We start from the raw sequence: 23,260 nt of genomic DNA on the forward strand, positions 1-23,260 counted from the left end.
GGGTTGCATTGGCCGGGCAGATCGGGCAAAGCCTGCCCGGTTCAGCGACCCGAGGCGATGACATGACCCAGCGTTTCTCATTCGAATTGAAGGCCACCGACGGTAAGGCCCGCACCGGTGTGATCCACACGCCGCGGGGCGAGGTGCGCACGCCGGCCTTCATGCCCGTGGGCACCGCCGCGACGGTCAAGGCGATGATGCCCGAAAGCGTGCGCGCCACCGGTGCCGACATCCTGCTGGGCAACACCTATCACCTGATGCTGCGGCCCACGGCCGAACGGATCGACCGCTTGGGCGGTCTGCACAAGTTCATGAACTGGGAGCGCCCGATCCTGACCGACTCGGGCGGGTTTCAGGTGATGTCCCTGGCGGGCTTGCGCAGGCTGACCGAGAAGGGGGTGACCTTCAAATCGCATGTCGACGGATCGAAGCACGAGCTGACACCCGAGCGGTCGATGGAGATCCAGCGCCTGCTGGGGTCGGACATCGTGATGTGTTTCGACGAATGCCCCGCCTTGCCCGCCGATCGCGACCGGATCGCCGAGTCGATGCGCCTGTCGATGCGGTGGGCCGAACGGTCCCGCGAGGCCTTTGGCGATCGGCCCGGCCATGCGCTTTTCGGGATCATGCAGGGCGGGTTGGAGCGCGACCTGCGCGAAGAAAGCGCCGAGGCGCTGAAGGCCATCGGGTTCGAGGGCTATGCCGTTGGCGGTCTGGCCGTTGGCGAGGGGCAGGAGGCCATGTTCGGCTGTCTTGATTATGCGCCTGATTTCCTACCGACCGATAAGCCGCGCTATCTGATGGGCGTGGGCAAGCCCGACGACATCGTGGGCGCCGTGGCGCGCGGGATCGACATGATGGATTGCGTGCTGCCGTCGCGCTCGGGACGGACGGGGCAGGTGTTCACCCGCCGCGGGGTCGTGAACATCAAGAACGCCCGCCACGCCGACGATCCGCGTCCGCTGGACGAACAGTGCCCGTGCCCAGCCTGCTCGAATTACTCGCGCGCCTACCTGCACCATGTATTCCGGGCCAACGAAATGATTTCGGGCATGCTGCTGACCTGGCACAATCTTCATTATTTCCAGGAGATCATGCAGGGCATGCGGGACGCCATCGCCGCCGGTGCATTCGAGGTCTGGCAGGCCGAGTTCCATGCGCAGCGGGCGCTGGGTGATATCGAGCCGCTCTAACGGGCGTGTTGGGCGACCCGAGCCAAAATCAGTGGATATGTTGTCGCGATGCCTTGCAGTCGGGGAAACCTCGGGCCATTCTGATTGGCACAGGTTAGGCGACGAGGTTGAAATGGGGCGGTCCGCGCCCCACCTTTATCGTCCGAGAAAGGAGATGGCCGACGGCTGCCTGAAACAGGGGTCAGTGCCATCTTGCCAATGATAAGGATAGAGCATGCAAGAGCCTCTTAATTCCTCATACCCCGTTCTGCCGCTGCGCGACATTGTCGTGTTTCCGCACATGATCGTCCCGCTGTTCGTGGGGCGTGAAAAGTCGGTGCGTGCGCTGGAAGAGGTGATGCAGGATGACAAGCAAATTCTGCTGTCCAGTCAAGTCGACCCTTCCGTCGACGACCCGACCCAGGACGGTATCTACCGCAGCGGCGTTCTGGCAAATGTCCTGCAGCTGCTCAAGCTGCCCGATGGCACGGTAAAAGTGCTGGTCGAAGGGCAGGCCCGCGTCAAGATTTCGGAGTTCATTGAGAATGAAGAATTCTTTGAGGCCCGCGCCGAATACCTGACCGAAATTCCCGGCGACGTTACGACGACGCAGGCGCTTTTGCGCACTGTCGCCGATGAGTTCGAGCGGTACGCCAAGGTTCGCAAGAACATCCCGGAAGAAGCCCTGACCGCTGTCAGTGAGACAACCGATCCGGCGAAACTGGCCGATTTGGTTTCGGGTCACCTTGGCATCGAGGTCGAACAGAAGCAGGACCTGCTGGAAACGCTCAGCATCAGCGAGCGTCTGGAAAAGGTCTATGGCCTGATGCAGGGCGAGATGTCGGTTCTTCAGGTCGAGAAGAAGATCAAGACCCGCGTCAAGTCGCAGATGGAGAAGACCCAGCGCGAATACTATCTGAATGAGCAGATGAAGGCCATTCAGAAGGAGCTGGGCGACGGCGAGGACGGCGCGAACGAGATCGCCGAACTGGAAGCCAAGATCGCCGAGACCAAGCTTTCGAAAGAAGCCCGCGAAAAGGCGGAAGGCGAGCTGAAAAAGCTCAAGAACATGTCGCCGATGTCGGCCGAAGCGACCGTGGTGCGCAACTATCTGGATTGGATCCTGTCGCTGCCTTGGGGCACCAAGTCTCGGGTCAAGAAAGACCTTGGCCGGGCGCAGCAGATCCTCGATGCCGATCACTATGGCCTCGAAAAGGTCAAGGAGCGGATCGTCGAGTATCTGGCGGTTCAGCAGCGCTCGAAGAAGTTGAAAGGCCCGATCATGTGCCTTGTCGGCCCTCCGGGCGTGGGCAAGACCTCGCTTGGGAAGTCGGTCGCCAAGGCCACGGGGCGCGAGTTCATCCGCATCTCGTTGGGTGGGGTGCGCGATGAATCCGAGATCCGCGGCCACCGCCGGACCTATATTGGCTCGATGCCCGGCAAGATCATCCAAGCGCTGAAAAAGGCGAAAACCACGAACCCGCTGATCTTGCTCGATGAAATCGACAAGATGGGGCAGGATTTCCGTGGTGATCCGGCTTCGGCCATGCTCGAGGTGCTGGACCCGGAACAGAACAGCACGTTCATGGACCACTATCTTGAGGTCGAATACGACCTGTCCAACGTGATGTTCCTGACCACGTCCAACAGCTACAACATGCCTGGGCCGCTTCTGGACCGGATGGAGATCATTCCGCTGGCCGGCTACACCGAGGACGAAAAGCGCGAGATCGCAAAGCAGCATCTGATCTCCAAGCAGGTGAAGAACCACGGGCTGACGGCCAAAGAGTTCGAACTGACCGATGAGGCGCTGACCGCGATCATCCGCACCTATACCCGCGAGGCCGGTGTGCGGAATCTTGAGCGCGAGATTGCCAAGGTGGCGCGCAAATCGTTGACCCGGATCATCAAGAACGAGACCGACCGGGTTGTCGTGACGGCTGAGAACCTGCACGAATTCCTGGGTGTGCCCAAGTTCCGTTACGGTTTGGCTGAACAGGATGATCAGGTCGGCGTTGTGACCGGTCTGGCCTGGACCTCGGTCGGTGGCGACCTGCTGCATATCGAGGCGTTGAAGCTGCCAGGCAAGGGTCGGATGAAGACCACAGGCAAGCTGGGCGATGTGATGAAGGAATCCATCGACGCGGCTTCGTCTTATGTGCGGTCGATTTCGCCTCAGATCGGGGTCAAACCGCCGCAGTTCGACAAGATCGACATCCACGTGCACGTGCCTGACGGCGCGACGCCCAAGGATGGACCCAGCGCCGGCCTGGCGATGGTGACTTCGATCGTGTCGGTTCTGACCGGTATCCCGGTCCGCAAGGACATCGCCATGACGGGCGAAGTTTCGCTGCGTGGCAACGCCATGCCGATCGGCGGGTTGAAGGAGAAACTGCTCGCGGCTCTGCGGGGTGGCATCAAGACGGTGCTTATTCCGGAAGAGAACGAGAAGGATTTGGCCGACATCCCCGAAAACGTGAAGGAAGGGCTGGAGATCATCCCGGTCAAGCACGTGTCCGAAGTTCTTGAGCGCGCCTTGGTGCGCAAACCTGAGCCGATCGAATGGGATGAGGCCGCCGAAGAAGCCGCAGCCGCAGCGGCCAAGGCTTCGGATAACAGCGGACCTTCAGCCACGGCGCACTGATCTGAAAACAACGAGAAGGGCGGGGAATAATCCCCGCCCTTTCTGATTCAAAGCCCGATTACAGGTTTTGATGGGTCCAGAACTTCTTCCTCGGCTATGTAGCGCTGGAATTTCTCAGGGGGCAGGGCGGACCGGACTGCGATCCAGAAAATGGTCGATGACAGCAGGGTGCACAACAAGATGTCCCACCCGAACGGGATCAGGTGCAGCGCGCCGTCTCCGAATTGACCAAGAAACGAGATCAACCCAAGTCCGGCCAGATAGGGCGCGAGCCACAAGGCCTGTTTGAGATCCATCTGTTCCAGGCGTCCCCGAAACCGCACCAAAAGCAGGAGCAGTCCGATCAGAAGGGTGATGCCCAGGCGCCAGACCGTATCCCAGCCGCTCCAGTAGACGATCAGAGTTGCAATCGCAAAGGCCAGCATTCCGACAAAACCAACCGCTGGAACGCGGATCGAGCGGGGCCTGTCTGGCAGTAGGCTGCGCAGGCATACAACGGCGATGGGGCCCACGGCGAAGGACAGGACGATCGCTGCCCCGTTCAGGGCGATCACTGTCTCAAAGGGAATGGTCAAAAGGAAAAGAGTGCCAATCACGAAGTTGAGCACCAGCGCCCAGATGGGCACGCCAAATGCCGACAGGTGTTGGATGCGCGCAGGCAGAAACCCGTTCTGCGACAGGGCCATCGCAATACGAGCGTTCGAACCGGTGGCCACGAGGGCGTTTCCGAACGGCCCGATCACCGAGCCGACGTTGAGGATGCTGATGAACCATAATATCCCGACGGACATTATGACCCCGTCCAAAGGGCCCTCTCCGGCAAAACTGAGCTTGGCCCAGCCCTGCGCCAGCATCTGAGGGTCGAGCGAGCCGATGAAAGCGATCTGGAGGCCCAGATAGATTGCCGCACACATGATGATCGACAATACAAGCGCCGCCGGAATGTCGAATTTCGGGTTTCGCACCTCGCCTGCCATGTCGACCACATGCCTGAACCCGATGAACGAAAAGATTACCCCACCTGTCGAAACGGCGGCCATTATTCCCTTGAGCCCATACGGTGCGAACCCCTCGGGCTGCGTGAAGTTCTCGGCATTGAAACGTGAAAGGATCAGCACCACGGACAACAGGATTGGAATGGCCACTTTTGCGCTTGTTATCATTGTGTTGACACGCGCAAAGAACTTTACGCCCAGCATGTTAATCACGACGAAGAACACCATGAATGCCAAGGCCACAGCCTGTCCGGGCGCGGTCAGGTCACCAGATGGCGCATGCAGCCAGCGTGCATAGGGTGCGAGGTAGGACAGCATTGCCTCGACCTCGATCGGAGCGGTCGTGTTGTACCCGATCCAGGCAGTCCAACCCATCGTCATGGCGACGATATTGCCGTGTGAAAACTGCGGGACCCGAGCGATCCCTCCGGGGATCGGCAACATGGCAGAGATTTCGGCGAATGTGATGGCCAGAATGAACATCGCGACGGCCCCGATTGCCCAGGACAAAACCGCCGCGGGGCCTGCGTGCTGAACGGCCAGAAGCGGCCCAAACAGCCAGCCTGAGCCAATGATTCCTCCGACAGATATGAATGTCAGACCCACCAGGCCGATGTCGCGCTTTAATTCGGCCATGCATGTCCCTGATTGCCATGCCGGTGCTGCACCGACCCGAACTCAAGGATAGACGCCGAGTCTCATCCGTTTCAAGCGTTGAAAAAGAGAGAGAATGGTGGGTGATAAGAGATTTGAACTCCTGACATCTTCGATGTGAACGAAGCGCTCTACCACTGAGCTAATCACCCGTAGGGCGGCGTCTTACAGTGCTTTTTATCCGGCTGCAAGAGGGGAGATGGCTGGAGTTCTTAACCTCTTCAGGCATGAGGATATCCTGCGCCAAGCTGTGAAATCGACACGGTCATTCTGAGGCGCCGGCTCGTGTTGCAGGTAGTCGTTCCTACGAAAAGGCCCCGGAAATCCGGGGCCTTGTCCATTCGAGAATCGCGCCGTTTCTAGAGGATGAAGTCGTCCGCTGTCAGGTCAAGGAGGCCATTCAAGCGGATGACCATCTCGGGCGATTTGTCCCCGTCGGTGTCGATGAAGACCAGGGTCCTGTCCGAAGCCGTTCCGCGAGAATCGATCTGCTTGTAGTAGATCTCACCTTCATCCGCAGTCGAGAACGGCGTCGTTCCGTTGAAGGTGAAAGCATCATCGCCATCCAAAACCGTGCTGGCGTCAATTCCGCTGAGGTCAATCTTGTCCACGCCGACTTCGAAATCGGTGATGACATCCGCCGAGCCTGCGGATTTTGAGCTGTCCTTTATCGTGTTGAACACGAAGGTATCGGCATCGTCGCCACCGGTCAGGAAGTCTTTTCCGGTTCCTCCGGCCAAGATATCTTGACCGGTGCCGCCCAGCAGTTTGTCGGATCCTGTTCCGCCTGTCAGAGCGTCATTTCCTTGACCGCCTTCCAGTGTGTCCCTTCCTTCCAGGCCGTTGAGTGTGTCGTTTCCATCATTACCCTGCAAGATGTTGGCTTTTTTGGACCCGGTTATCTGGTCAGCTTGAGCGGTCCCGGAAACGTTTTCGATGCGTTGCAAAGTGTCAACGCCGTACCCGGTGTCCTGCGCCTCGATATTCGACAGATCAACAGTGGCCGCCCCGGTGCCGAGGAAGCGAATCCAGTCGCTGCCACCACCTCCGTCCAGAACATCGTTTCCGTCCGCGTCCTGCGCAAGGATGTTGTCCTTGCCGCCGCCGCCGAGAACCGTATCGGCACCGGTGTCACCGGACAACGTATCGTGGCCACCGCCGCCGCTGAGTGTATCTTCGCCCTCGGCGCCGTAGATGGTGTCGGAACCACCGCGACCCTGCAGGACGTTGCCAACCTCGTTTCCGAGGATGGCGTCCCCACCGTTGCCGCCAATCGCGTTCTCGATGACGACAGAATTGGCGATTGTAAAACCGCCACGAACGCCTTCGGCGGATGATATCGCGCCTCCGGCGTCGTCCCCCTCGAGGTCGGCGTCGTTCAGGTTGATCGTCACTGAACGCCCGACTCCGGCGGCCGAAAGTGTGTCGATTCCGCCAGCATCCCAAATTGAGGTCCAGGCCGTTCCGACCTTGTTCGATCCTTTGATCTTGTACACGTCGTTTTCGGTGTTGTGCTGCTGGGTGCCGTAGATCGCCTGCAGTGCTGCGATGTCCAACGCCATTGGCGAGGCAGTGCCGCCGATATCGTAGTAATGCAGGGGGAACATTTCGGGGTAACCCGAATTGTAGGACATGATCGTATAGACGCCCTGATTTTGTCCGTCCGTCCCGAAGTCGTCAAAGGGTTGGGTAACCCCGGGAAAGACCGAGGAAGAACCGCCGTCATCATGGGGGTGAGCTAACCCCATGCCATGTAGAATTTCATGCAGTACAGTCGCGAAGCCTTCACCGCCCTTACGCAAAGCAGCTTTGCTCCACAAAACGGTATCGTACGCAAACAGGCCAAACAGCGCATCCAAACCGAGTGAGCCGGACAGCAGAGGCGTATCGCCCGGCACTTGGTGAAACCCGATCGAACCTCCCAGGGTGTCTTGGGTCACCAAGCCATAAGTCAGGTTCACCTGGTTGATGGTGCCATTGGGCGCGAGAAAGTTTGTCTCGGTGAACTCAATGGGGATAATCGTTTCGATCAGGTCGAATGCTGCCCGAATTGCCGCCTTCATGTACTTTGCAAACGGTTGATCCCCAAGGGTGCCGTCATCAAAAGAATAGGTAAGCGTTCCAGCCGGGCCTCCGATATTGGTGCTGAGATCCCAGGATGTCCCCCAGATCAATCCGTCTACGTAGGTAAGCCCGGTCGGGTTGGCGCCCGGACTGGTTGTATTGGCAATCGACATAGAAAATTATCGCCTTCTTTGGTGTTCAACAGGTTTCAATATTTTTGGGGCCTCTAGCAGCCCCCTGTTTGCTGCGCGCGATCATGGTGGAGGGTATCGGAAAGTACCATGGAGGAATTCCCGGCCTCTGAATTCTTTCAGGGACTCTTCTCGCGTTGATGTGCCAGAAAGTAAATAGTTCCCAGATGGTTGTGGCTCGATTGGGTCAAGACTTCGGCAAAACCGTGTCGTCAAGTAAACGTCGGGGCAGTGAATAAGTCGGGTCTACACAGCGAGTGGGCTTTCCCCTTCGGTTCGAGCAAGGCTCCTGCGGGCAAACCGAAAAGTAATCTTCGAATTCGACAGCCTATGCGGGAGCGCAGTCTGGCAACCGCTATCCAGCACGCTGGCCAGTGGAAAGTCCGGCGAGTGCCGGTTCACGCAACGGTGCGCGCCGGAGCTATTCAAAAGGAGCATGCCAAACGCGCTCGCGAACAAATTTTCCAGTTCCTGCAAAAAACTTGAAAACGCCGCTTGACGATGCCCGGGCGTGGCCATAATACACCCCAACGTTCAGCAATGAACGGGCAGCGGGCGGTTGTAGCTCAGTTGGTTAGAGTACCGGCCTGTCACGCCGGGGGTCGCGGGTTCGAGCCCCGTCAACCGCGCCATCGCTGCCAGCCTTTGATCCGGGCAAACGGATCGACATAGACCCTAATGCGCGGTTGTAGCTCAGTTGGTTAGAGTACCGGCCTGTCACGCCGGGGGTCGCGGGTTCGAGCCCCGTCAACCGCGCCACTTCTCCTCAAAAGTCGTTGCGTTCCCTGTGGACACAGGGTTGCTTTTCTGGACAATCGGTCCCGGCAGGTAGCACGCAGTCGGGGTTTTCGATGGTCAGCTTGAACCGCGTCGTCATGGTTCGTCAAAGCAAGAAATGGATAGGGAGTCTGGGACCCGAGGCGCTGGATTGCGCCGAAATATCGGGAAAATGGGGAACGCAGTTCGGGTTTCGCAGCCATACCCAGATCTGGCATCGTCAGCACGATATCTGCAAAGGCCCGCTGATGGATGAGCGTGGGGAGGTTCGACAATTCGATCTCATACTCGCCAATCAGGTCTGGGAACATCTTGACCGGCCCTATGAAGCCACTCTGAACGTGCTGGAAATGCTGCGGCCAGGAGGGTGGTTCTGGTTGGCCGTGCCGTTCTTCATCCCGTTCCATGCGGCTCCGCACGACTGTTCGCGTTGGTCGGCGCGGGGATTGCGCAACCTACTGATCGAATGCGGCTTTGATCCGGAAAGCATTAAGGCCGCGCAATGGGGCAACCGCCAGGCGGCTTTGCGCAACCTCGAGCAGGTGTGGCCGCCCGTCTATGACCCTGAAACCGACAGTCTGGAGAACGACCCGGATTTTCCGATCTGTGCCTGGGCCATGGCGCGAAAGAGCGAAGACGGGTGACCAAGGCGGAGAAAATCTGCTCGTTCACACTTTGTTCTAACTTTTCGGTTGGAGACTCAGCGTCGCTCGCCTATCTCTAGGACACTTGTGTGTTGGGGGCCTGAATGGCTGAGCTGAAGAATATCGAGGTGCGCGGCGCGCGCGAGCACAACCTGAAAAACATTGACGTGGACATTCCGCGCGATCAGCTGGTTGTCATCACGGGTCTGTCCGGGTCAGGAAAGTCGTCGCTGGCATTCGATACGATCTATGCCGAGGGTCAGCGCCGCTATGTCGAAAGCCTTTCGGCCTATGCGCGCCAGTTTCTGGACATGATGGAAAAGCCCGATGTGGATCACATTAGCGGCCTGTCCCCGGCGATCTCGATCGAGCAGAAGACCACGTCGAAAAACCCACGCTCGACCGTGGGAACGGTGACCGAGATCTATGACTATCTGCGCCTGCTGTTCGCGCGCGCAGGCACGCCCTACAGCCCTGCCACCGGTTTGCCGATCGAAGCCCAGCAGGTTCAGGACATGGTCGATCGGATCATGGCGATGGAGGAGGGCACCCGAGGCTATCTGCTGGCGCCCATCGTTCGCGACCGCAAGGGTGAGTACAAGAAAGAGTTTCTGGAACTGCGCAAGCAGGGGTTCCAGCGCGTCAAGGTCGATGGCCAGTTCTACGAACTGGACGAGCCGCCGACGCTGGACAAGAAGTTCCGCCATGACATCGACGTGGTTGTTGACCGGATCGTCGTGCGCGAGGGGATGGAGACCCGCCTGGCCGACAGCCTGCGCACCGCGCTGGACCTGGCCGATGGCATCGCGATACTGGAGACCGCCCCGCGCGAGGGCGAGCCCGAGCGCATCACGTTCTCCGAGAATTTTGCCTGTCCGGTCAGTGGGTTCACCATCCCCGAGATCGAGCCGCGCCTGTTTTCGTTCAACGCGCCCTTTGGGGCTTGCCCGGATTGCGATGGGCTGGGGGTCGAGCTGTTTTTCGATGAACGGCTTGTGGTGCCCGATCAGACCTTGAAACTGTATGACGGTGCGTTGGCCCCGTGGCGCAAGGGTAAGTCGCCGTATTTCCTGCAGACGATCGAAGCGATCGCGCGCCACTATGAGTTCGACAAGAACACGCCGTGGAAGGATCTTCCGGCGCATGTGCAGCAGGTGTTTCTGCATGGCTCGGGCGATGATGAAATCCAGTTCCGCTATGACGAAGGCGGACGGGTCTATCAGGTGACCCGCAGCTTTGAAGGCGTTATCCCGAACATGGAGCGCCGCTATCGCGAAACCGACAGCGCGTGGATCCGCGAGGAATTCGAACGGTATCAGAACAACCGTCCCTGCCACACTTGCGAGGGCTATCGCCTGCGCCCCGAGGCACTGGCGGTAAAGATTGCCGGGCTGCATGTTGGCCAGGTGGTCGAAATGTCGATCAAAGAGGCTCTGGCCTGGGTCGAGGACGCGCCGAACCATCTGAGCGCCCAGAAAAACGAGATTGCCCGCGCGATTCTGAAAGAGATCCGCGAGCGGTTGGGGTTTCTGAATAACGTTGGTTTGGAATACCTTACGCTGTCTCGTTCAAGTGGTACCCTGTCAGGCGGCGAAAGCCAGCGCATCCGGCTGGCCAGCCAGATCGGCTCGGGCCTGACCGGCGTGCTTTACGTGCTGGACGAACCCTCGATCGGCTTGCATCAGCGCGACAATGACCGCCTTTTGGGCACCCTGAAGAACCTGCGCGATCAGGGCAACACCGTGATCGTCGTCGAGCATGACGAGGAAGCCATCCGCGAAGCCGACTATGTGTTCGACATCGGCCCCGGTGCCGGCGTGCATGGCGGGCAGGTGGTCAGCCACGGCACGCCCGAGCAGATCGCGGCCGATGCGGCCTCGATTACAGGGCAGTATCTGTCGGGGGTTCGGGAAATTCCGGTGCCCGCCGAGCGGCGCAAGGGGAACAAGAAAAAGGTAACGGTTGTAAAGGCTTCGGGCAACAACCTCAAAGACGTGACGGCCGAGTTTCCGCTGGGCAAGTTCGTCTGCGTGACCGGGGTGTCGGGCGGCGGCAAGTCGACCCTGACGATCGAGACGCTGTTCAAGACCGCCTCGATGCGTCTGAATGGTGCGCGTCAGACGCCTGCGCCCTGCGAAACGATCAAGGGGCTGGAACATCTGGACAAGGTGATCGACATCGACCAGCGGCCCATCGGGCGCACGCCACGGTCGAACCCGGCCACATATACCGGCGCCTTCACCCCGATCCGCGACTGGTTCGCCGGTCTGCCCGAGGCGAAGGCGCGGGGCTACAAGCCCGGGCGGTTCAGTTTCAACGTCAAGGGCGGGCGCTGCGAGGCCTGTCAGGGCGACGGAGTCATCAAGATCGAGATGCATTTCCTGCCCGACGTCTATGTCACCTGCGAGACCTGCAAGGGCGCGCGTTACAACCGCGAGACGCTCGAGATCAAGTTCAAGGGCAAGTCCATCGCCGACGTGCTGGATATGACGGTCGAAGACGCGCAGGAGTTCTTCAAGGCCGTACCCTCGATCCGCGACAAGATGGATGCGCTGGCACGCGTGGGGCTGGGCTACATCAAGGTCGGCCAGCAGGCCACGACCCTGTCGGGCGGCGAGGCGCAGCGAGTCAAGCTTTCGAAAGAGCTGGCAAAACGTTCGACGGGCCGGACCCTGTACATTCTGGACGAGCCCACAACCGGCCTGCATTTCGAAGATGTGCGCAAGCTGTTGGAAGTGCTGCATGAACTGGTCGATCAGGGCAATACTGTCGTCGTGATCGAACACAATCTGGACGTGGTGAAAACCGCCGACTGGATCATCGACATCGGCCCTGAGGGTGGCGATGGCGGCGGCGAGATCGTTGCCGTGGGCGCCCCGGAAGAGGTCGCCGAGTGCGAGCGCAGCCACACCGGGCGATACCTCAAGCCGATGCTGAACCCCGAGCGCGTGGCGGCCGAATAGGGCGCCTGCGCGTCAGTACAGAATATCCGCCACCGCGCCGATAAGGTTCAGCACTTTGCGCGTATCGGGGTCGATTCTGTAGACGTAGTCGCCCGCGCGAACGTAGTTGCCGCCACGTTTCAGGCCATAGCGGTACGGATCGTCGATCCAGACATAGTCGCGATCAATCCGGTCTCCGACCTTGTACCAGTTCTTGGCCTGACCGGGCGGGACGCAGGGCACGGCCTTCTTGGCCAACCCGGGCGGGCAATTGGCAACGGATTTTGCGCCCTTCTGCGGGGCCACACGTTCGACCGAGAACGTGTCCTTGGTCTTTCCTTTGCCTTTGCTGTTGTCAGCCAGTGTCGCGACCGGGGTCAGTGACAGGCCGGCAAGCAGTGCAATATGCATAAGTGTCTTCATGGGCGGTTCCCCTCGGTTCGTCGCGCCGTCATGCCGCGTTTCCCGATATTTTGGAATGACCGCCCGAAGTGCAAGCCCTGGGCGGCGAAATGCCGCCCAAGCTCAACTGCGGCCGCGCTTTTCGAACCGGGGCAGCACGGCCGAGAAATCCATTCCCTTGCCGTCTTCGGCTTCGACGAACTGTTCGTAAAGCGCAGTGGCGATCTGGCCCATCGGCGTGTCGGCGTCGGCGCTTTCGGCGGCCTGCTGGCTGAGCCGCAGGTCTTTGAGCATCAGCTCGGCGGCGAAACCGGGCTTGTAGTCGTTGTCGGCAGGCGACTGCGGCCCGACACCGGGGGCCGGGCAATAGGCGTTCATGCTCCAGCTGTAGCCCGACGAGGTGCTGACCACGTCGAACATCTTCTGCCTGTCCAGGCCCAGCTTGTCGGCCAGGGCAAAAGCCTCGCAGGTGGCGATCATGGTGACACCCAGGATCATGTTGTTGCAGATCTTGGCGGCCTGACCGGCGCCCGCCGTGCCGCAATGCACCGCCTTCTGGCCCATGATGTCGAACAGCGGGGCCGCCTTGGCAAAGGCCGCGTCCGAGCCGCCGGCCATGAAGGTCAGCGTGCCGGCGGCCGCGCCGCCGATTCCGCCCGAAACGGGCGCGTCCACAGCCAGAAGCCCGGCCTGTTCGGCCTGCTCCGCCACGGCGCGGGCGCTATCTACGTCGACGGTCGAGCAGTCGATGAACACCGCGCCTTTCTCCATGTGTGGAATGATCTGATCGGCCACCGCGCGCAGGATGTCGCCATTGGGCAGCATGGTGATGACCGCTTCGGCCCCGCGGACCGCATCAGGGGCCGTTTCGGCCTTGGTCACGCCCTCGACCGACACGCCCGCGGTGTCGAACCCGGTCACGTCGTGACCGGCCTTGGCCAGATTGGCCGCCATCGGCGCGCCCATGTTGCCCAGGCCAATGAATCCGATCTTCATGTTTCACTCCTCCTCGAATGTCAGCGTGTCCGCGCCCATCGGCATCAGCATCCGTGATACCGCTGTGGCCGGTACGTTCATGTCCGCAAACTGCCATCTCGGGTTGCGGTCCTTGTCGATGATCTGCGCCCGGATACCTTCCAGAAAATCGCCGTGCTCCATCGACCGGAAGGTAAAGCGGTATTCCAGCTCCAGCGCCTTGCGCATGGTCAGGGCGGGTCCGCGCAGGCGGTGCAGCATCTCAATCGCGCAGGCCATCGACAGCGGCGAATTGCGGCCCATCGCCTCAAGCGCGCCGCGGGTGAATTCGGTGTCGCCATTGCGCAGGTCGGTCAGCACGTCGCCCAGAGTTTCACCACCGAAGAAACGGTCAATCTCGTCCTGCGGTAGGGTGCGGTCCGGGGCAGGGGCGGCGTGTTCGGCCAGCAAATCTGCATTGCCCGAGGCCTCGAGCATCTCGATCATGTCGGGCCATTGGTCCTGCGGGATGAAGTGGTCGGCGAACCCGGCATAGATCGCGTCGCCCGGACCCATGCGCGCGCCGGTGACGCCCAGATATTCGCCCAACCGCCCCGGCGCCAGCGCCAACAGAAGCGACCCGCCCACATCCGGCACCAGCCCGATCGAGCATTCGGGCATCGCGATCTTCGAGCTTTCGCCGACGATCCGGTGCGTCCCGTGACAGCCGATGCCCACGCCGCCGCCCATGGTAAAGCCTTGCAGGAAGCTGACCACCGGCTTGGGATATTCGAAGATCATCGCGTTCAGACGGTATTCATCGCGCCAGAACTTCTGCCCATAGGCATAGTCGCCCTTGGTGCCCGTTGCGTACAACTCGGCGATGTCTCCGCCCGCGCAAAAGGCCTTGTCGCCCTCGGCATCAAGGATGACCAGATCGACCTCGTCATCCTCGCGCCAATTGCGCAGGGCGGTGTAGATGGCCATGCACATCTCGTAGCTCAGCGCATTCAGCGCCTTGGGCCGGGTCAGGGTGATCCGGCCGGCGCGGCCCGTGGTGCGAATGTCGATATCGGACATGAAAACCTCAGCGATGGGCGAGCAGTTGGCGGGCGACGATCACGCGCATGATCTCGTTCGTGCCTTCCAGAATTTGATGCACCCGCAGATCGCGCACAAGCTTTTCGATGCCGTAATCGGCCAAATAGCCGTAGCCGCCATGCAACTGCAGGCACTGATCGACCACTTTCGATCCTGTCTCGGTCACGAATTTCTTGGCCATCGCGCAGAACTTGGTGGCGTCGGGCGCGCCCTGATCCAGCTTCCAGGCCGCCTGACGCAGGAAGGTGCGGGCGGCCTGCAGCTCGATCTCCATGTCGGCCAGCCGGAATTGCAGGGCCTGGAACTGGTCGATGGTCTGGCCGAAGGCCTTGCGTTCGGACATGTACTGCAGCGTCATGTCCAGCCCCGCCTGTGCCGCGCCCAGCGAGCATGAGGCGATGTTCAGGCGCCCGCCGTCCAAGCCCATCATCGCGTATTTGAACCCGTCGCCCTCGGTCCCCACGAGGTTTTCGGCCGGGATCTTGCAGTCGTCGAACTGGACCTGCGCGGTGGGCTGGCTTTTCCAGCCCATCTTTTGTTCCAGCGCCCCAAAGCTGAGGCCCGGTGTGCCGTCCTCAACATAAACCGTCGAGATTCCCTTGGGTCCGTCGCCGCCTGTGCGCACCATGCAGACATAGGCATCGGAATAGCCGCCGCCCGAGATGAAGGCCTTGGTGCCGTTCAGCGTATAACCGTCGTTGGTGCGCTCGGCCCGTGTCTTGAGCGCCGCCGCGTCCGAGCCCGAGCCCGGTTCGGTCAGGCAATAGCTGAGCACCGTGTTCAGGCTGAGAACGTCGGGCATGATGCGCGATTTCAATTCATCGCTTGCAAAGCTGTCCAGCATCTTGGCGCACATGTTGTGGATCGACAGAAAGGCCGCGACCGAGGGGCAGGCCATCGACAGCGCCTCGAACACCAGCGTGGCGTCCAGACGGGTCAGGCCCGAACCGCCGCTTTCCTCGGACACATAGAGCCCGCCAAAGCCCAGTTCGCCGACTTTGGGCCACAGATCCTTGGGTATGGTGCCCTCGGCCTCCCACTGGCGGGCGAAAGGTGCGATCTGTTCTTGCCCGAACGCGTAGGCCATATCGAAAATGGCCGTCTGTTCCTCGGTCAGCGCGAAATCCATGGCCGGTCTCCCCCTTGTGGCGACGTGAATTGAACGACTGTTTATTTATTGCGCAATCCTTACAGAAATTTTTCACGCTGAGCAAACCCCGTGATGCACATGCGCCGGATTTGGGTGATTGCCAAAAGGCGGTTATGCTGAGCCATTCGTTTTATTGATTGATCGGAGTTGTGGATGTCGAATTACAAGATGGCCGTGGTTGCGATACACGGAATGGGCAGCCAGTCGGTCGGACCGAACCAGCCGTCCTCGGTGCCGACGTTTTCGAGCGACTTGCACGATCGGGTGGGGCGGCAGTTGGGGCAGGACATGAGCAAAGTTGCCTGGCACGAGGTGATCTGGGCGCAAATCCTGCAGGGCCGGCAGATGGACTATCTGAACAGCATAAGCCCCTATACGGGCTATGACCGAACGCGCCGTTTCGTTGTGTGTAACCTGTCTGACGCGGCATCCTATCGCCCGACCCCCGACGGCAGCGACAAAACCTATGCCGCGATCCATGAACGAGTTGCGCAGGTAATACGCATCGTCCGGTTTCAGATCGGCGAGCGCGCGCCCATCCTGATCGTCGCTCATTCCTTGGGTGGGCACATTATGTCGAACTACATCTATGACCTTCAGCGCCATCTGCGCCACGGTGGATTGCCGCAGCATGGCGTTCCGGTGGAGGACATGCAGACAGTAGTCGGGATGGTCACGTTTGGCTGCAACATCCCGATCTTTCTGTTCGCCTATCCCGAACAGGACATCACGCCGATCCAACGCCCCAACCAGGAATTGCCACTGACCCTGCAATTCCATAACTGGTGGCAGAACTATTATGACAAGCACGACGTTCTTGGCTTTCCCCTTGGACCGATCGCGCCCAGCTATGGGCAGCTTGTCGGGACGGGTGAGATCACCGATCAGGCTATTCGGGTCGGGAATATCTTCACCGGATGGAATCCGTTTTCGCACAATGGGTATTGGAAAGCCCGCAGCCTGTACGAGCCCGTGGCCGACCGGATCAGACAGATCCTGAATGCGGTATGAGAGTCACAGATCAGCGTGGAATTCGTCAATCAGGTGTCGGACCACGGCCTGGCCTGGATCGTCGCCATTGGCCAGCGCTTCGGCGTGAACGCGACGCTGCCGCGTGGCTGAGGTACCGCTCTCGGCAATCTGACGCAAACGGGCCAACTCGGCCATGGTGCCCAATGCTTCGGCATCTTCGGCCAGCATGCCCATCAACTCGCCCATCAGGTCGGGCATCGGTTTGATCGAGCGGTCTCCGAAATCGATCAGACCTTCGCCCACGCCGTAGCGCTGCGCGCGCCAACGGTTTTCGCCGATCAGGAACCGATCATATTGCCGCCAGCGCAGGTTGCGGTCTTTCAGGCGGCAGAGCATTCGGGTCAGTGCCTGCACCATGGCCGCCAGCGACAGCGCGTGTTCCATGCGAGGCTGCACATCCATGATCCGCGTCTCGAGCGTCGGATAGCTGTGCGACGGTCGAAGGTCCCACCAGATCTTCGAGGTATCCTCGATTACGCCCAATTCGACCAGGACACCGGTGGTGCGCTCGTATTCGGACCAACTGCCAAAAACAGGGGGCAGCCCGGTGCGGGGCAGGTTGTCGAACACCGTCAGGCGATACGAGGACAACCCGGTATCCTGTCCGTTCCAGAAGGGTGATGAGGTTGAAAGCGCCAGGAGGTGGGGCAGAAAATAACACAGTTGCGGCAGGATATCGGCGCGCTGAGCGGGGTCGTCTACACCGACATGCACATGCATCCCGCAGATTAGCATGCGCCGGGCGACACCCCCCAGCGCGTGTTGCAGGTTGTCATACCGCTCTTTTCGCGTGTGGTGCTGGTCTTTCCAATCCGCAAACGGGTGGCAGGATACAGCGATGGGCGACAGGTTGTGCTCGGCAGCGCGCTTGGCGACACAGGACCTCAGCCGCCTGAGGTCCTCACGTGCGGACTTGACCGTCGTATGCGGGCGGGTCCCAACCTCGATCTGGCATTGCAGGAATTCCGGGCTGACCTGGCCTTCAAAATCCGCCTGGCAGGCCTGCATCAATGCCTCGGGCGCCTGAGCCAGCTGCAAGCTGTCGCGATCGACAAGCAGGTATTCCTCTTCGATGCCGATCGTGAAATCCTGCTGCATGTGCGGGCCTCCCGTTTCCTTTTGGGATCAGTGAATACGGAATCCGCTCTTTTGCCAAGGCTTTGGCGCCATCGACCTTGCGCTGACCCGTGTGCCAAAGGTAAGCACCGCAGAAGCCAGACAGATAATCGGAGCCGTGTGTCGTGAAACCCAGGAAATTCCCGAAGCTCAATGCATTCTTGGACAGGTTTGGCACACGGTTGATCGACAAGGCCCCCGAGCGGGATGAGCGGGCACGGCTTGAAGCATTCGAGCGGGCAGGCGGCCTGACCCGACCGGCCTATGCCCTGTCACCCGGGATGGAAGGGTTCGATATTGCCGAACTGGTCTCCGAGTATGCGGTCCATGCGGAATCCCTGGCTGCTTTGAAGGATCCTGAGCGGAACCAGACCGGCTACCGGATCGGCAACGGGTACTACGACAGTCCGGACGCCGACGCCCTGTACTTGATGATCCGGCGGTTCAAGCCGAAACGCGTCGTCGAGGTCGGATGTGGAAACTCCACCCGAGTGACCCGGCAAGCCGTGCTAGACGGCAGCTTGGAAACGCGGATCACGGCGATCGACCCGTATCCGCGCGCAGACATCGCGCATGTTGTTGATCAGTTCGAACAGAAACGACTGGAAGAGGTCGACGCATCCTTGTTCGATCAGCTCGAGGCCGGAGACGTTCTGTTCATCGACTCGAGCCATGTCGTGCGCATGAGCAATGACGTAGCGCATCTGTTCTGCCGCATCATCCCGAACCTGAAACCCGGCGTCGTGATCCATGCCCACGATGTTTTTTTGCCCTATGAATACCCCAAGCGGTTTTTCTATGACTGCCCGGGTTGGGGCGAGCAGTACATGCTGCACGCGTTGCTGCAATCTGGTTCGTTTTCAATGCTTTGGCCCGGCTACTACCTTCAGCAAGCGCGTCCCGATGCCGTCGAAGCCTTGCCCTTTTTGACTGAAGGCCGAGCGCAGAGTATCTGGGTTCAGAAGCGGTAAAGCAGATTTTTTCGTGATCCGCTTTTCGAAAGCGCGCGTACCCCTTTCCATATCACGCTGGAGAGGAGACTAAACATGTTCCGTCGTACATTCATGGGTGCCGCAGCCGCCGTCGCACTCGCACTGCCGATGAAAGCCCAAGCCGCAGACATCGTGGACACCGCAGTTTCGGCCGGGTCGTTCAACACGCTGGTTGCCGCTGTTCAGGCCGCCGGTCTGGTGGACACGCTGAAGGGCAAAGGCCCCTTCACGGTGTTCGCGCCCACCGATGAAGCGTTCGCCGCTCTGCCCGAGGGCACTGTCGAGACGCTGCTGATGCCCGAAAACAAGGATCAGTTGGTCGCCATCCTGACCTATCACGTTGTGCCGGCCAAAGTTATGTCGGGTGACATTGCAGGCAAGCGGGCGAAGGTCCTGACCGTTCAGGGCGAACGTCTGAGCGTCAATGCCAAGAACGGCGTCAAGGTCGACGGAGCGAATGTCGTTCAGGCCGACATCGAGGCAAGCAACGGCGTCATCCACGTCGTCGACACCGTTCTGATCCCCGAGTAATCAAGACACTCGCCACATAATCAAAGCCCCGGTCGATCGGCCGGGGCTTTGTCGTTTCAAAGCAGTCTGACTTTTGTTCCGATCTGGACCAGAGGATACAGTTCCTCGACATGCTGGTTGTACAACCCGATGCACCCGGATGAACTTTGGCGTCCGATCTTGCGGGTGTCATGTGTGCCATGCACCAGGTAAGCCGGCCAGGACAGGTACATGGCGCGGGTGCCAAGTGGGTTGCCCGGATCTCCACCTTCCATGCGGACCGGCAGGTTGGGATCGCGCTCGCGCATCGATGCGGTCGGCGTCCAGCTGGGATTTTCCGCTTTGCGCACGACTTCGGTGTAGCCGCGTTTGGTCAGCTCTTCGCTCATGGGAACCGAGCTGGGGTACAGTTTGTAGGTACCGTCAGGACCCCAGTAATGCACCGCCCGGCTGGTTATGTCAGCCAGCAAGCAGCCCGCGCCCAGTTCATCGAAGTGATCCTGCCAGTCCTGCTTGGAAAAGGACGATACGTTGCGGCGAACGGGAAGCTGAGTGCTGATCGCCTCCTCGCTTTGAGGGAAGGCGTCCTGGCTCTGCGCCCGCAACAAAGTCGGCGACGCCAATACGGATGCTACCCCCAAAAGGGCCGAGCGGCGGGAAATTCTGGTTGTCACGATGGCCTCCTGGCGACTGACTGCTCGAATTTTCGGCCAATTTATGCCGGGCAGAGAGGTGAAGCCAGAGGTCGGTGCTGAAATTCTCGTGAACGCAGTCCGGCTTGCGCAGTTTTTTGCCAAGCAGAAGCTGCACAAGGTGACGGTTGGCGGACTGGGTTTGCCTGCGGGCAAAAAGGCCGCCCCAATTTTGGGCGGCCTTTGATCTTTAAGTCAGGGTGTTAGTCCATCGCTTTGAAGTTGAACTCGCCACCTTCCTTGATGCCCGATGGCCAGCGCGACGTCACGGTCTTGGTGCGAGTGTAGAACTTGAAGCTGTCGGGGCCGTGCTGGTTCAGGTCTCCGAACATGGATTTCTTCCAGCCGCCGAAGGTGTGATAGGCCAGCGGTACCGGGATCGGGACGTTGATACCAACCATGCCGATATTGACCCGGCTGGCGAAATCACGGGCGGTGTCGCCGTCGCGGGTGAAGATCGCGGTGCCGTTGCCGTATTCATGGTCCATCGCCAGCTTAAGCGCCTCTTCGTAGGATCCGGCGCGGACGGTGGACAGAACGGGGCCGAAGATCTCCTGCTTGTAGATGTCCATGTCGGGGGTGACATGGTCGAACAGGTGGGGGCCGACAAAGAAACCGTCTTCATAGCCCTGCAGTTTGAAATCGCGGTTGTCGACCACCAGCTTCGCGCCCTGTTCCACGCCCGAGTTGATCAGGCCCAAGATGCGTTCCTTGGCGGCGGCGGTCACGACTGGCCCCATGTCGACGTCGTCGCCGGCGGTATAGGGACCGACTTTAAGCTTCTCGATGCGCGGCACCAGCTTCTCGATCAGCGCGTCAGCGGTTTCCTCGCCCACCGGAACGGCCACCGAAACGGCCATGCAGCGTTCACCGGCGGCGCCGAAACCGGCGCCCACCAGTGCGTCGGCGGCCTGATCTAGGTCGGCGTCGGGCATGACGATCATGTGGTTCTTGGCCCCGCCAAAACACTGGGCGCGTTTGCCGTTCGCCGTGGCGCGCGAATAGATGTACTGCGCGATGGGGGTCGAGCCGACGAAGGACACACCCTGAATGATCTCGCTGTCCAGCAGGGTGTCCACGGCTTCTTTGTCGCCGTTGACGACTTGGAACACACCTTTGGGCAGACCGGCCTCGACGAACAGTTCGGCCAGCATCAGCGGTACCGATGGGTCACGTTCCGAGGGCTTCAGCACCACCGCGTTGCCGCAGGCCAGAGCAGGGCCGACATGCCACAGGGGCATCATGGCCGGGAAGTTGAACGGCATGATGGCGGCGACAACGCCCAGCGGCTGGCGCATGGAATACATGTCGATGCCGGGGCCGGCGCTGTCGGTGAACTCACCCTTCAGCATCTGCGGGGCGCCGATGCAGTATTCGATCACCTCGAGCCCGCGCTGCAGGTCGCCTTTGGCGTCGGGCAGGGTCTTGCCGTGCTCGCGGCTCAGCGCTTCGGCCAGCTTGTCCATGTCGCGATGCATCAGGTGGACCATCTGCATCATCACGCGGGCGCGCTTTTGCGGGTTGGTTGCGCCCCATGCGGGCTGCGCTGCAGCGGCGTGTTCGATTGCTGCCGTCGTCTCGGCAGCGCTGGCCATCGGGCATTTGTACTGAACCTCGCCCGTGGCGGGGTTGTAGACGTCGTCAAATCGACCGGATGTGCCGGGCGTGTATTCGCCGTTGATGAAATGGGTCAGGTCTTGCATCGCAAACTCCTCCGCTGAATTTGCGCGCAGCATAGGCTTGCATAAATCTCATGAACAGAGGCAATATCCCAAAAGAGTTTTGCAAAAATGCAGGGGTGGGGATGGATCCGAACTGGGATGACATGCGCGTATTCCTGGCGGTTGCGCGCGAGGAAAGCCTGTCTTCGGCGGGGCGGTTATTGAAGATCGACCCGGCGACAGTGGGGCGGCGGGTTTCCCGGTTGGAAACAGCACTGAAAGCGCCGCTTTTCACGAAGTCGCCGCAGGGCTACGTGCTGACCTCGGCCGGAGAGCGACTGTTCGAGCACGCTCAAGGCGCCGAAGAGGCGATGCGCGCAGCGGCTGGCGCGATGGAGGGCGCGACCAAGTCGCTGAGTGGTCAAATCCGGATTGGTGCTCCGGACGGAAGCGCCAACTATCTGCTGCCACAAGTCTGCGCCAAAATCAGCGACTCGAACCCCGACCTGGACATACAGATCCTCGCCTTGCCGCGGATCATAAACCTGTCGCGCCGCGAGGCGGATATGGCTGTCACCGTCAGCGCCCCAACGGCCGGCAAGCTGCTGGTGCAAAAGATCAGCGACTACAAGCTGCATATGGTGGCAACAGCCGACTATCTTTCGCGGCATGGTCCCATTCGATCGGTCGGTGACCTGAAGGGCCACCGCATGATCGGTTATATCCCGGACATGATCTTCGACCGCGAGCTCGATTACCTCAACGATCTGGGTATTGATCGTGTCCCACTTGCATCGAACTCGGTCTCGGTGCAGTTGCGGCAAGCTTCGCTGGGTACCGGGGTGTGTATCGCGCATGACTTCACGTTGCCATTCCATCCTCAGCTAAAAAAAATTCTGACGGATCAAGTCAGTCTGACGCGCAGCTTTCACCTGGTTCGCCATCAGGGTGATCAACGCAACGAACGGTTGAACCGATTTGCAGAAGCGCTCAGCCGGGGAATTCGCGACGAAGTTGCGCGGCTGGAAGCCGAAGCCCAAGCTTGACAGGTTGATCTAATCGGGCAACGCTTTGGAAAACGGGAAAATTATTTCGGAGGTATTGCCCATGCTTGTACAGGCCATTCTGAAGTCCAAGTCGACGGGCGGGGTTGTGACGGTGGCGCCTTCGATGACCGTGTCCGACGCCGCAAAGATTCTGGCCGATAAGCGCATTGGTACGGTGATCGTATCGGAAGACGATGGCGAAACCGCAGCCGGCATCCTCTCGGAACGCGATATCGTGCGGGAATTGGCGGCCAGTGGCAGCGGGTGCCTGACACAGCCGGTAAGCGCCTACATGACCAAGAAACTGGTGACCGCCACCCAACAAGATAAGGTGCAGGACGTTCTCGCTCGTATGACCGAAGGTCGGTTCCGGCACATGCCGATTGTCGAAGATGGCAAACTGATTGGGATCGTCACTCTGGGCGACGTCGTAAAAGCGCAATTGTCAGAACTGGCCATGGAAAAAGATGCCCTGCAGGGCATGATCATGGGGCATTAGCCCCATCTGACGACATTGCGGC

General features: G+C 60.1%; 19 protein-coding genes and 3 tRNA genes. 12 read left to right on the forward strand and 10 right to left on the reverse strand.

What is annotated here, in order from left to right; genetic code table 11:
- Positions 1-62: 62 nt before the first annotated feature.
- Together tgt and lon are read left to right on the forward strand one after the other, a co-directional pair.
- Positions 63-1,193, forward strand: coding sequence for a tRNA guanosine(34) transglycosylase Tgt (gene tgt / locus ACR0EF_RS05035; RefSeq protein WP_170371144.1), 1,131 nt, complete (start codon positions 63-65; stop codon positions 1,191-1,193).
- 214 nt (positions 1,194-1,407) lie between these two features.
- Positions 1,408-3,816, forward strand: coding sequence for an endopeptidase La (gene lon / locus ACR0EF_RS05040; protein ID WP_170371143.1), 2,409 nt, complete (start codon positions 1,408-1,410; stop codon positions 3,814-3,816).
- 47 nt (positions 3,817-3,863) lie between these two features.
- Here the strand turns inward: lon and ACR0EF_RS05045 are convergent, their stop codons facing one another.
- From ACR0EF_RS05045 to ACR0EF_RS05055, 3 genes are all read right to left on the reverse strand, one after another.
- The gene (locus ACR0EF_RS05045; RefSeq protein ID WP_170371142.1) at positions 3,864-5,447 is read right to left on the reverse strand and encodes an APC family permease; all 1,584 of its coding nucleotides are present in this window, start codon (positions 5,445-5,447) and stop codon (positions 3,864-3,866) included.
- Between the two features lie 95 nt (positions 5,448-5,542).
- Positions 5,543-5,617 (reverse strand) — tRNA-Val (locus ACR0EF_RS05050).
- A 207-nt stretch (positions 5,618-5,824) separates the two neighbouring features.
- Positions 5,825-7,702, reverse strand: a complete 1,878-nt coding sequence (locus tag ACR0EF_RS05055) for a M10 family metallopeptidase C-terminal domain-containing protein (protein ID WP_170371141.1) — start codon at positions 7,700-7,702, stop codon at positions 5,825-5,827.
- Positions 7,703-8,275: 573 nt separating this feature from the next.
- On the opposite strand from ACR0EF_RS05055, the gene ACR0EF_RS05060 reads away from it, so the two are divergent.
- The 4 genes from ACR0EF_RS05060 to uvrA all read left to right on the forward strand — a co-directional run bounded on the left by ACR0EF_RS05060 (position 8,276) and on the right by uvrA (position 12,104).
- Positions 8,276-8,352 (forward strand) — tRNA-Asp (locus ACR0EF_RS05060).
- A gap of 50 nt (positions 8,353-8,402) precedes the next feature.
- Positions 8,403-8,479, forward strand: a tRNA-Asp gene (locus ACR0EF_RS05065).
- 92 nt (positions 8,480-8,571) lie between these two features.
- Positions 8,572-9,141, forward strand: a complete 570-nt coding sequence (locus tag ACR0EF_RS05070) for a methyltransferase domain-containing protein (RefSeq protein ID WP_170371140.1) — start codon at positions 8,572-8,574, stop codon at positions 9,139-9,141.
- 104 nt (positions 9,142-9,245) lie between these two features.
- Positions 9,246-12,104 (forward strand): excinuclease ABC subunit UvrA, encoded by a 2,859-nt coding sequence (gene uvrA / locus ACR0EF_RS05075; RefSeq protein ID WP_170371139.1) that lies wholly within the window; start codon positions 9,246-9,248, stop codon positions 12,102-12,104.
- Positions 12,105-12,116: 12 nt separating this feature from the next.
- On the opposite strand, the gene ACR0EF_RS05080 is transcribed toward uvrA, so the two are convergent.
- From ACR0EF_RS05080 to ACR0EF_RS05095, 4 genes are all read right to left on the reverse strand, one after another.
- Positions 12,117-12,506 (reverse strand): hypothetical protein, encoded by a 390-nt coding sequence (locus tag ACR0EF_RS05080; protein ID WP_170371138.1) that lies wholly within the window; start codon positions 12,504-12,506, stop codon positions 12,117-12,119.
- Positions 12,507-12,608: 102 nt separating this feature from the next.
- Positions 12,609-13,481 (reverse strand): 3-hydroxyisobutyrate dehydrogenase, encoded by an 873-nt coding sequence (gene mmsB, locus ACR0EF_RS05085; RefSeq protein WP_170371137.1) that lies wholly within the window; start codon positions 13,479-13,481, stop codon positions 12,609-12,611.
- Between the two features lie 3 nt (positions 13,482-13,484).
- Entirely contained in the window at positions 13,485-14,519 is a 1,035-nt protein-coding gene (locus tag ACR0EF_RS05090; RefSeq protein ID WP_170371136.1) for an enoyl-CoA hydratase/isomerase family protein, read from the reverse strand.
- Positions 14,520-14,526: 7 nt separating this feature from the next.
- Complete coding sequence (locus ACR0EF_RS05095; RefSeq protein ID WP_005983439.1) at positions 14,527-15,669, reverse strand: acyl-CoA dehydrogenase family protein; 1,143 nt, start codon at positions 15,667-15,669, stop codon at positions 14,527-14,529.
- A gap of 174 nt (positions 15,670-15,843) precedes the next feature.
- Here ACR0EF_RS05095 and ACR0EF_RS05100 point away from each other — a divergent pair, with 174 nt between their 5' ends.
- Positions 15,844-16,701, forward strand: coding sequence for a hypothetical protein (locus tag ACR0EF_RS05100; protein WP_170367042.1), 858 nt, complete (start codon positions 15,844-15,846; stop codon positions 16,699-16,701).
- Between the two features lie 3 nt (positions 16,702-16,704).
- On the opposite strand, the gene ACR0EF_RS05105 is transcribed toward ACR0EF_RS05100, so the two are convergent.
- Complete coding sequence (locus ACR0EF_RS05105) at positions 16,705-17,820, reverse strand: carboxylate-amine ligase (protein ID WP_170339368.1); 1,116 nt, start codon at positions 17,818-17,820, stop codon at positions 16,705-16,707.
- Positions 17,821-18,020: 200 nt separating this feature from the next.
- Between ACR0EF_RS05105 and ACR0EF_RS05110 the strand changes: the two genes are divergently transcribed.
- Positions 18,021-18,809, forward strand: a complete 789-nt coding sequence (locus ACR0EF_RS05110; RefSeq protein WP_254438841.1) for a class I SAM-dependent methyltransferase — start codon at positions 18,021-18,023, stop codon at positions 18,807-18,809.
- 75 nt (positions 18,810-18,884) lie between these two features.
- Positions 18,885-19,361 carry a fasciclin domain-containing protein gene (locus ACR0EF_RS05115; RefSeq protein ID WP_170339366.1) on the forward strand — a complete coding sequence of 159 codons (477 nt, stop codon included), beginning with the start codon at positions 18,885-18,887 and terminating at the stop codon, positions 19,359-19,361.
- 56 nt (positions 19,362-19,417) lie between these two features.
- Here the strand turns inward: ACR0EF_RS05115 and ACR0EF_RS05120 are convergent, their stop codons facing one another.
- The gene (locus ACR0EF_RS05120) at positions 19,418-20,014 is read right to left on the reverse strand and encodes a L,D-transpeptidase (RefSeq protein ID WP_437342726.1); all 597 of its coding nucleotides are present in this window, start codon (positions 20,012-20,014) and stop codon (positions 19,418-19,420) included.
- A 1-nt stretch (position 20,015) separates the two neighbouring features.
- Here ACR0EF_RS05120 and ACR0EF_RS05125 point away from each other — a divergent pair, with 1 nt between their 5' ends.
- Positions 20,016-20,219, forward strand: a complete 204-nt coding sequence (locus ACR0EF_RS05125) for a hypothetical protein (protein ID WP_170356934.1) — start codon at positions 20,016-20,018, stop codon at positions 20,217-20,219.
- A gap of 16 nt (positions 20,220-20,235) precedes the next feature.
- On the opposite strand, the gene ACR0EF_RS05130 is transcribed toward ACR0EF_RS05125, so the two are convergent.
- Positions 20,236-21,735, reverse strand: a complete 1,500-nt coding sequence (locus ACR0EF_RS05130) for a CoA-acylating methylmalonate-semialdehyde dehydrogenase (protein WP_170339365.1) — start codon at positions 21,733-21,735, stop codon at positions 20,236-20,238.
- 101 nt (positions 21,736-21,836) lie between these two features.
- On the opposite strand from ACR0EF_RS05130, the gene ACR0EF_RS05135 reads away from it, so the two are divergent.
- The gene (locus ACR0EF_RS05135; protein ID WP_170339363.1) at positions 21,837-22,739 is read left to right on the forward strand and encodes a LysR family transcriptional regulator; all 903 of its coding nucleotides are present in this window, start codon (positions 21,837-21,839) and stop codon (positions 22,737-22,739) included.
- A gap of 61 nt (positions 22,740-22,800) precedes the next feature.
- Positions 22,801-23,238 (forward strand): CBS domain-containing protein, encoded by a 438-nt coding sequence (locus ACR0EF_RS05140; protein WP_170339361.1) that lies wholly within the window; start codon positions 22,801-22,803, stop codon positions 23,236-23,238.
- Positions 23,239-23,260 lie beyond the last annotated feature (22 nt).

The organism is Ruegeria sp. CG8 (assembly GCF_056537165.1).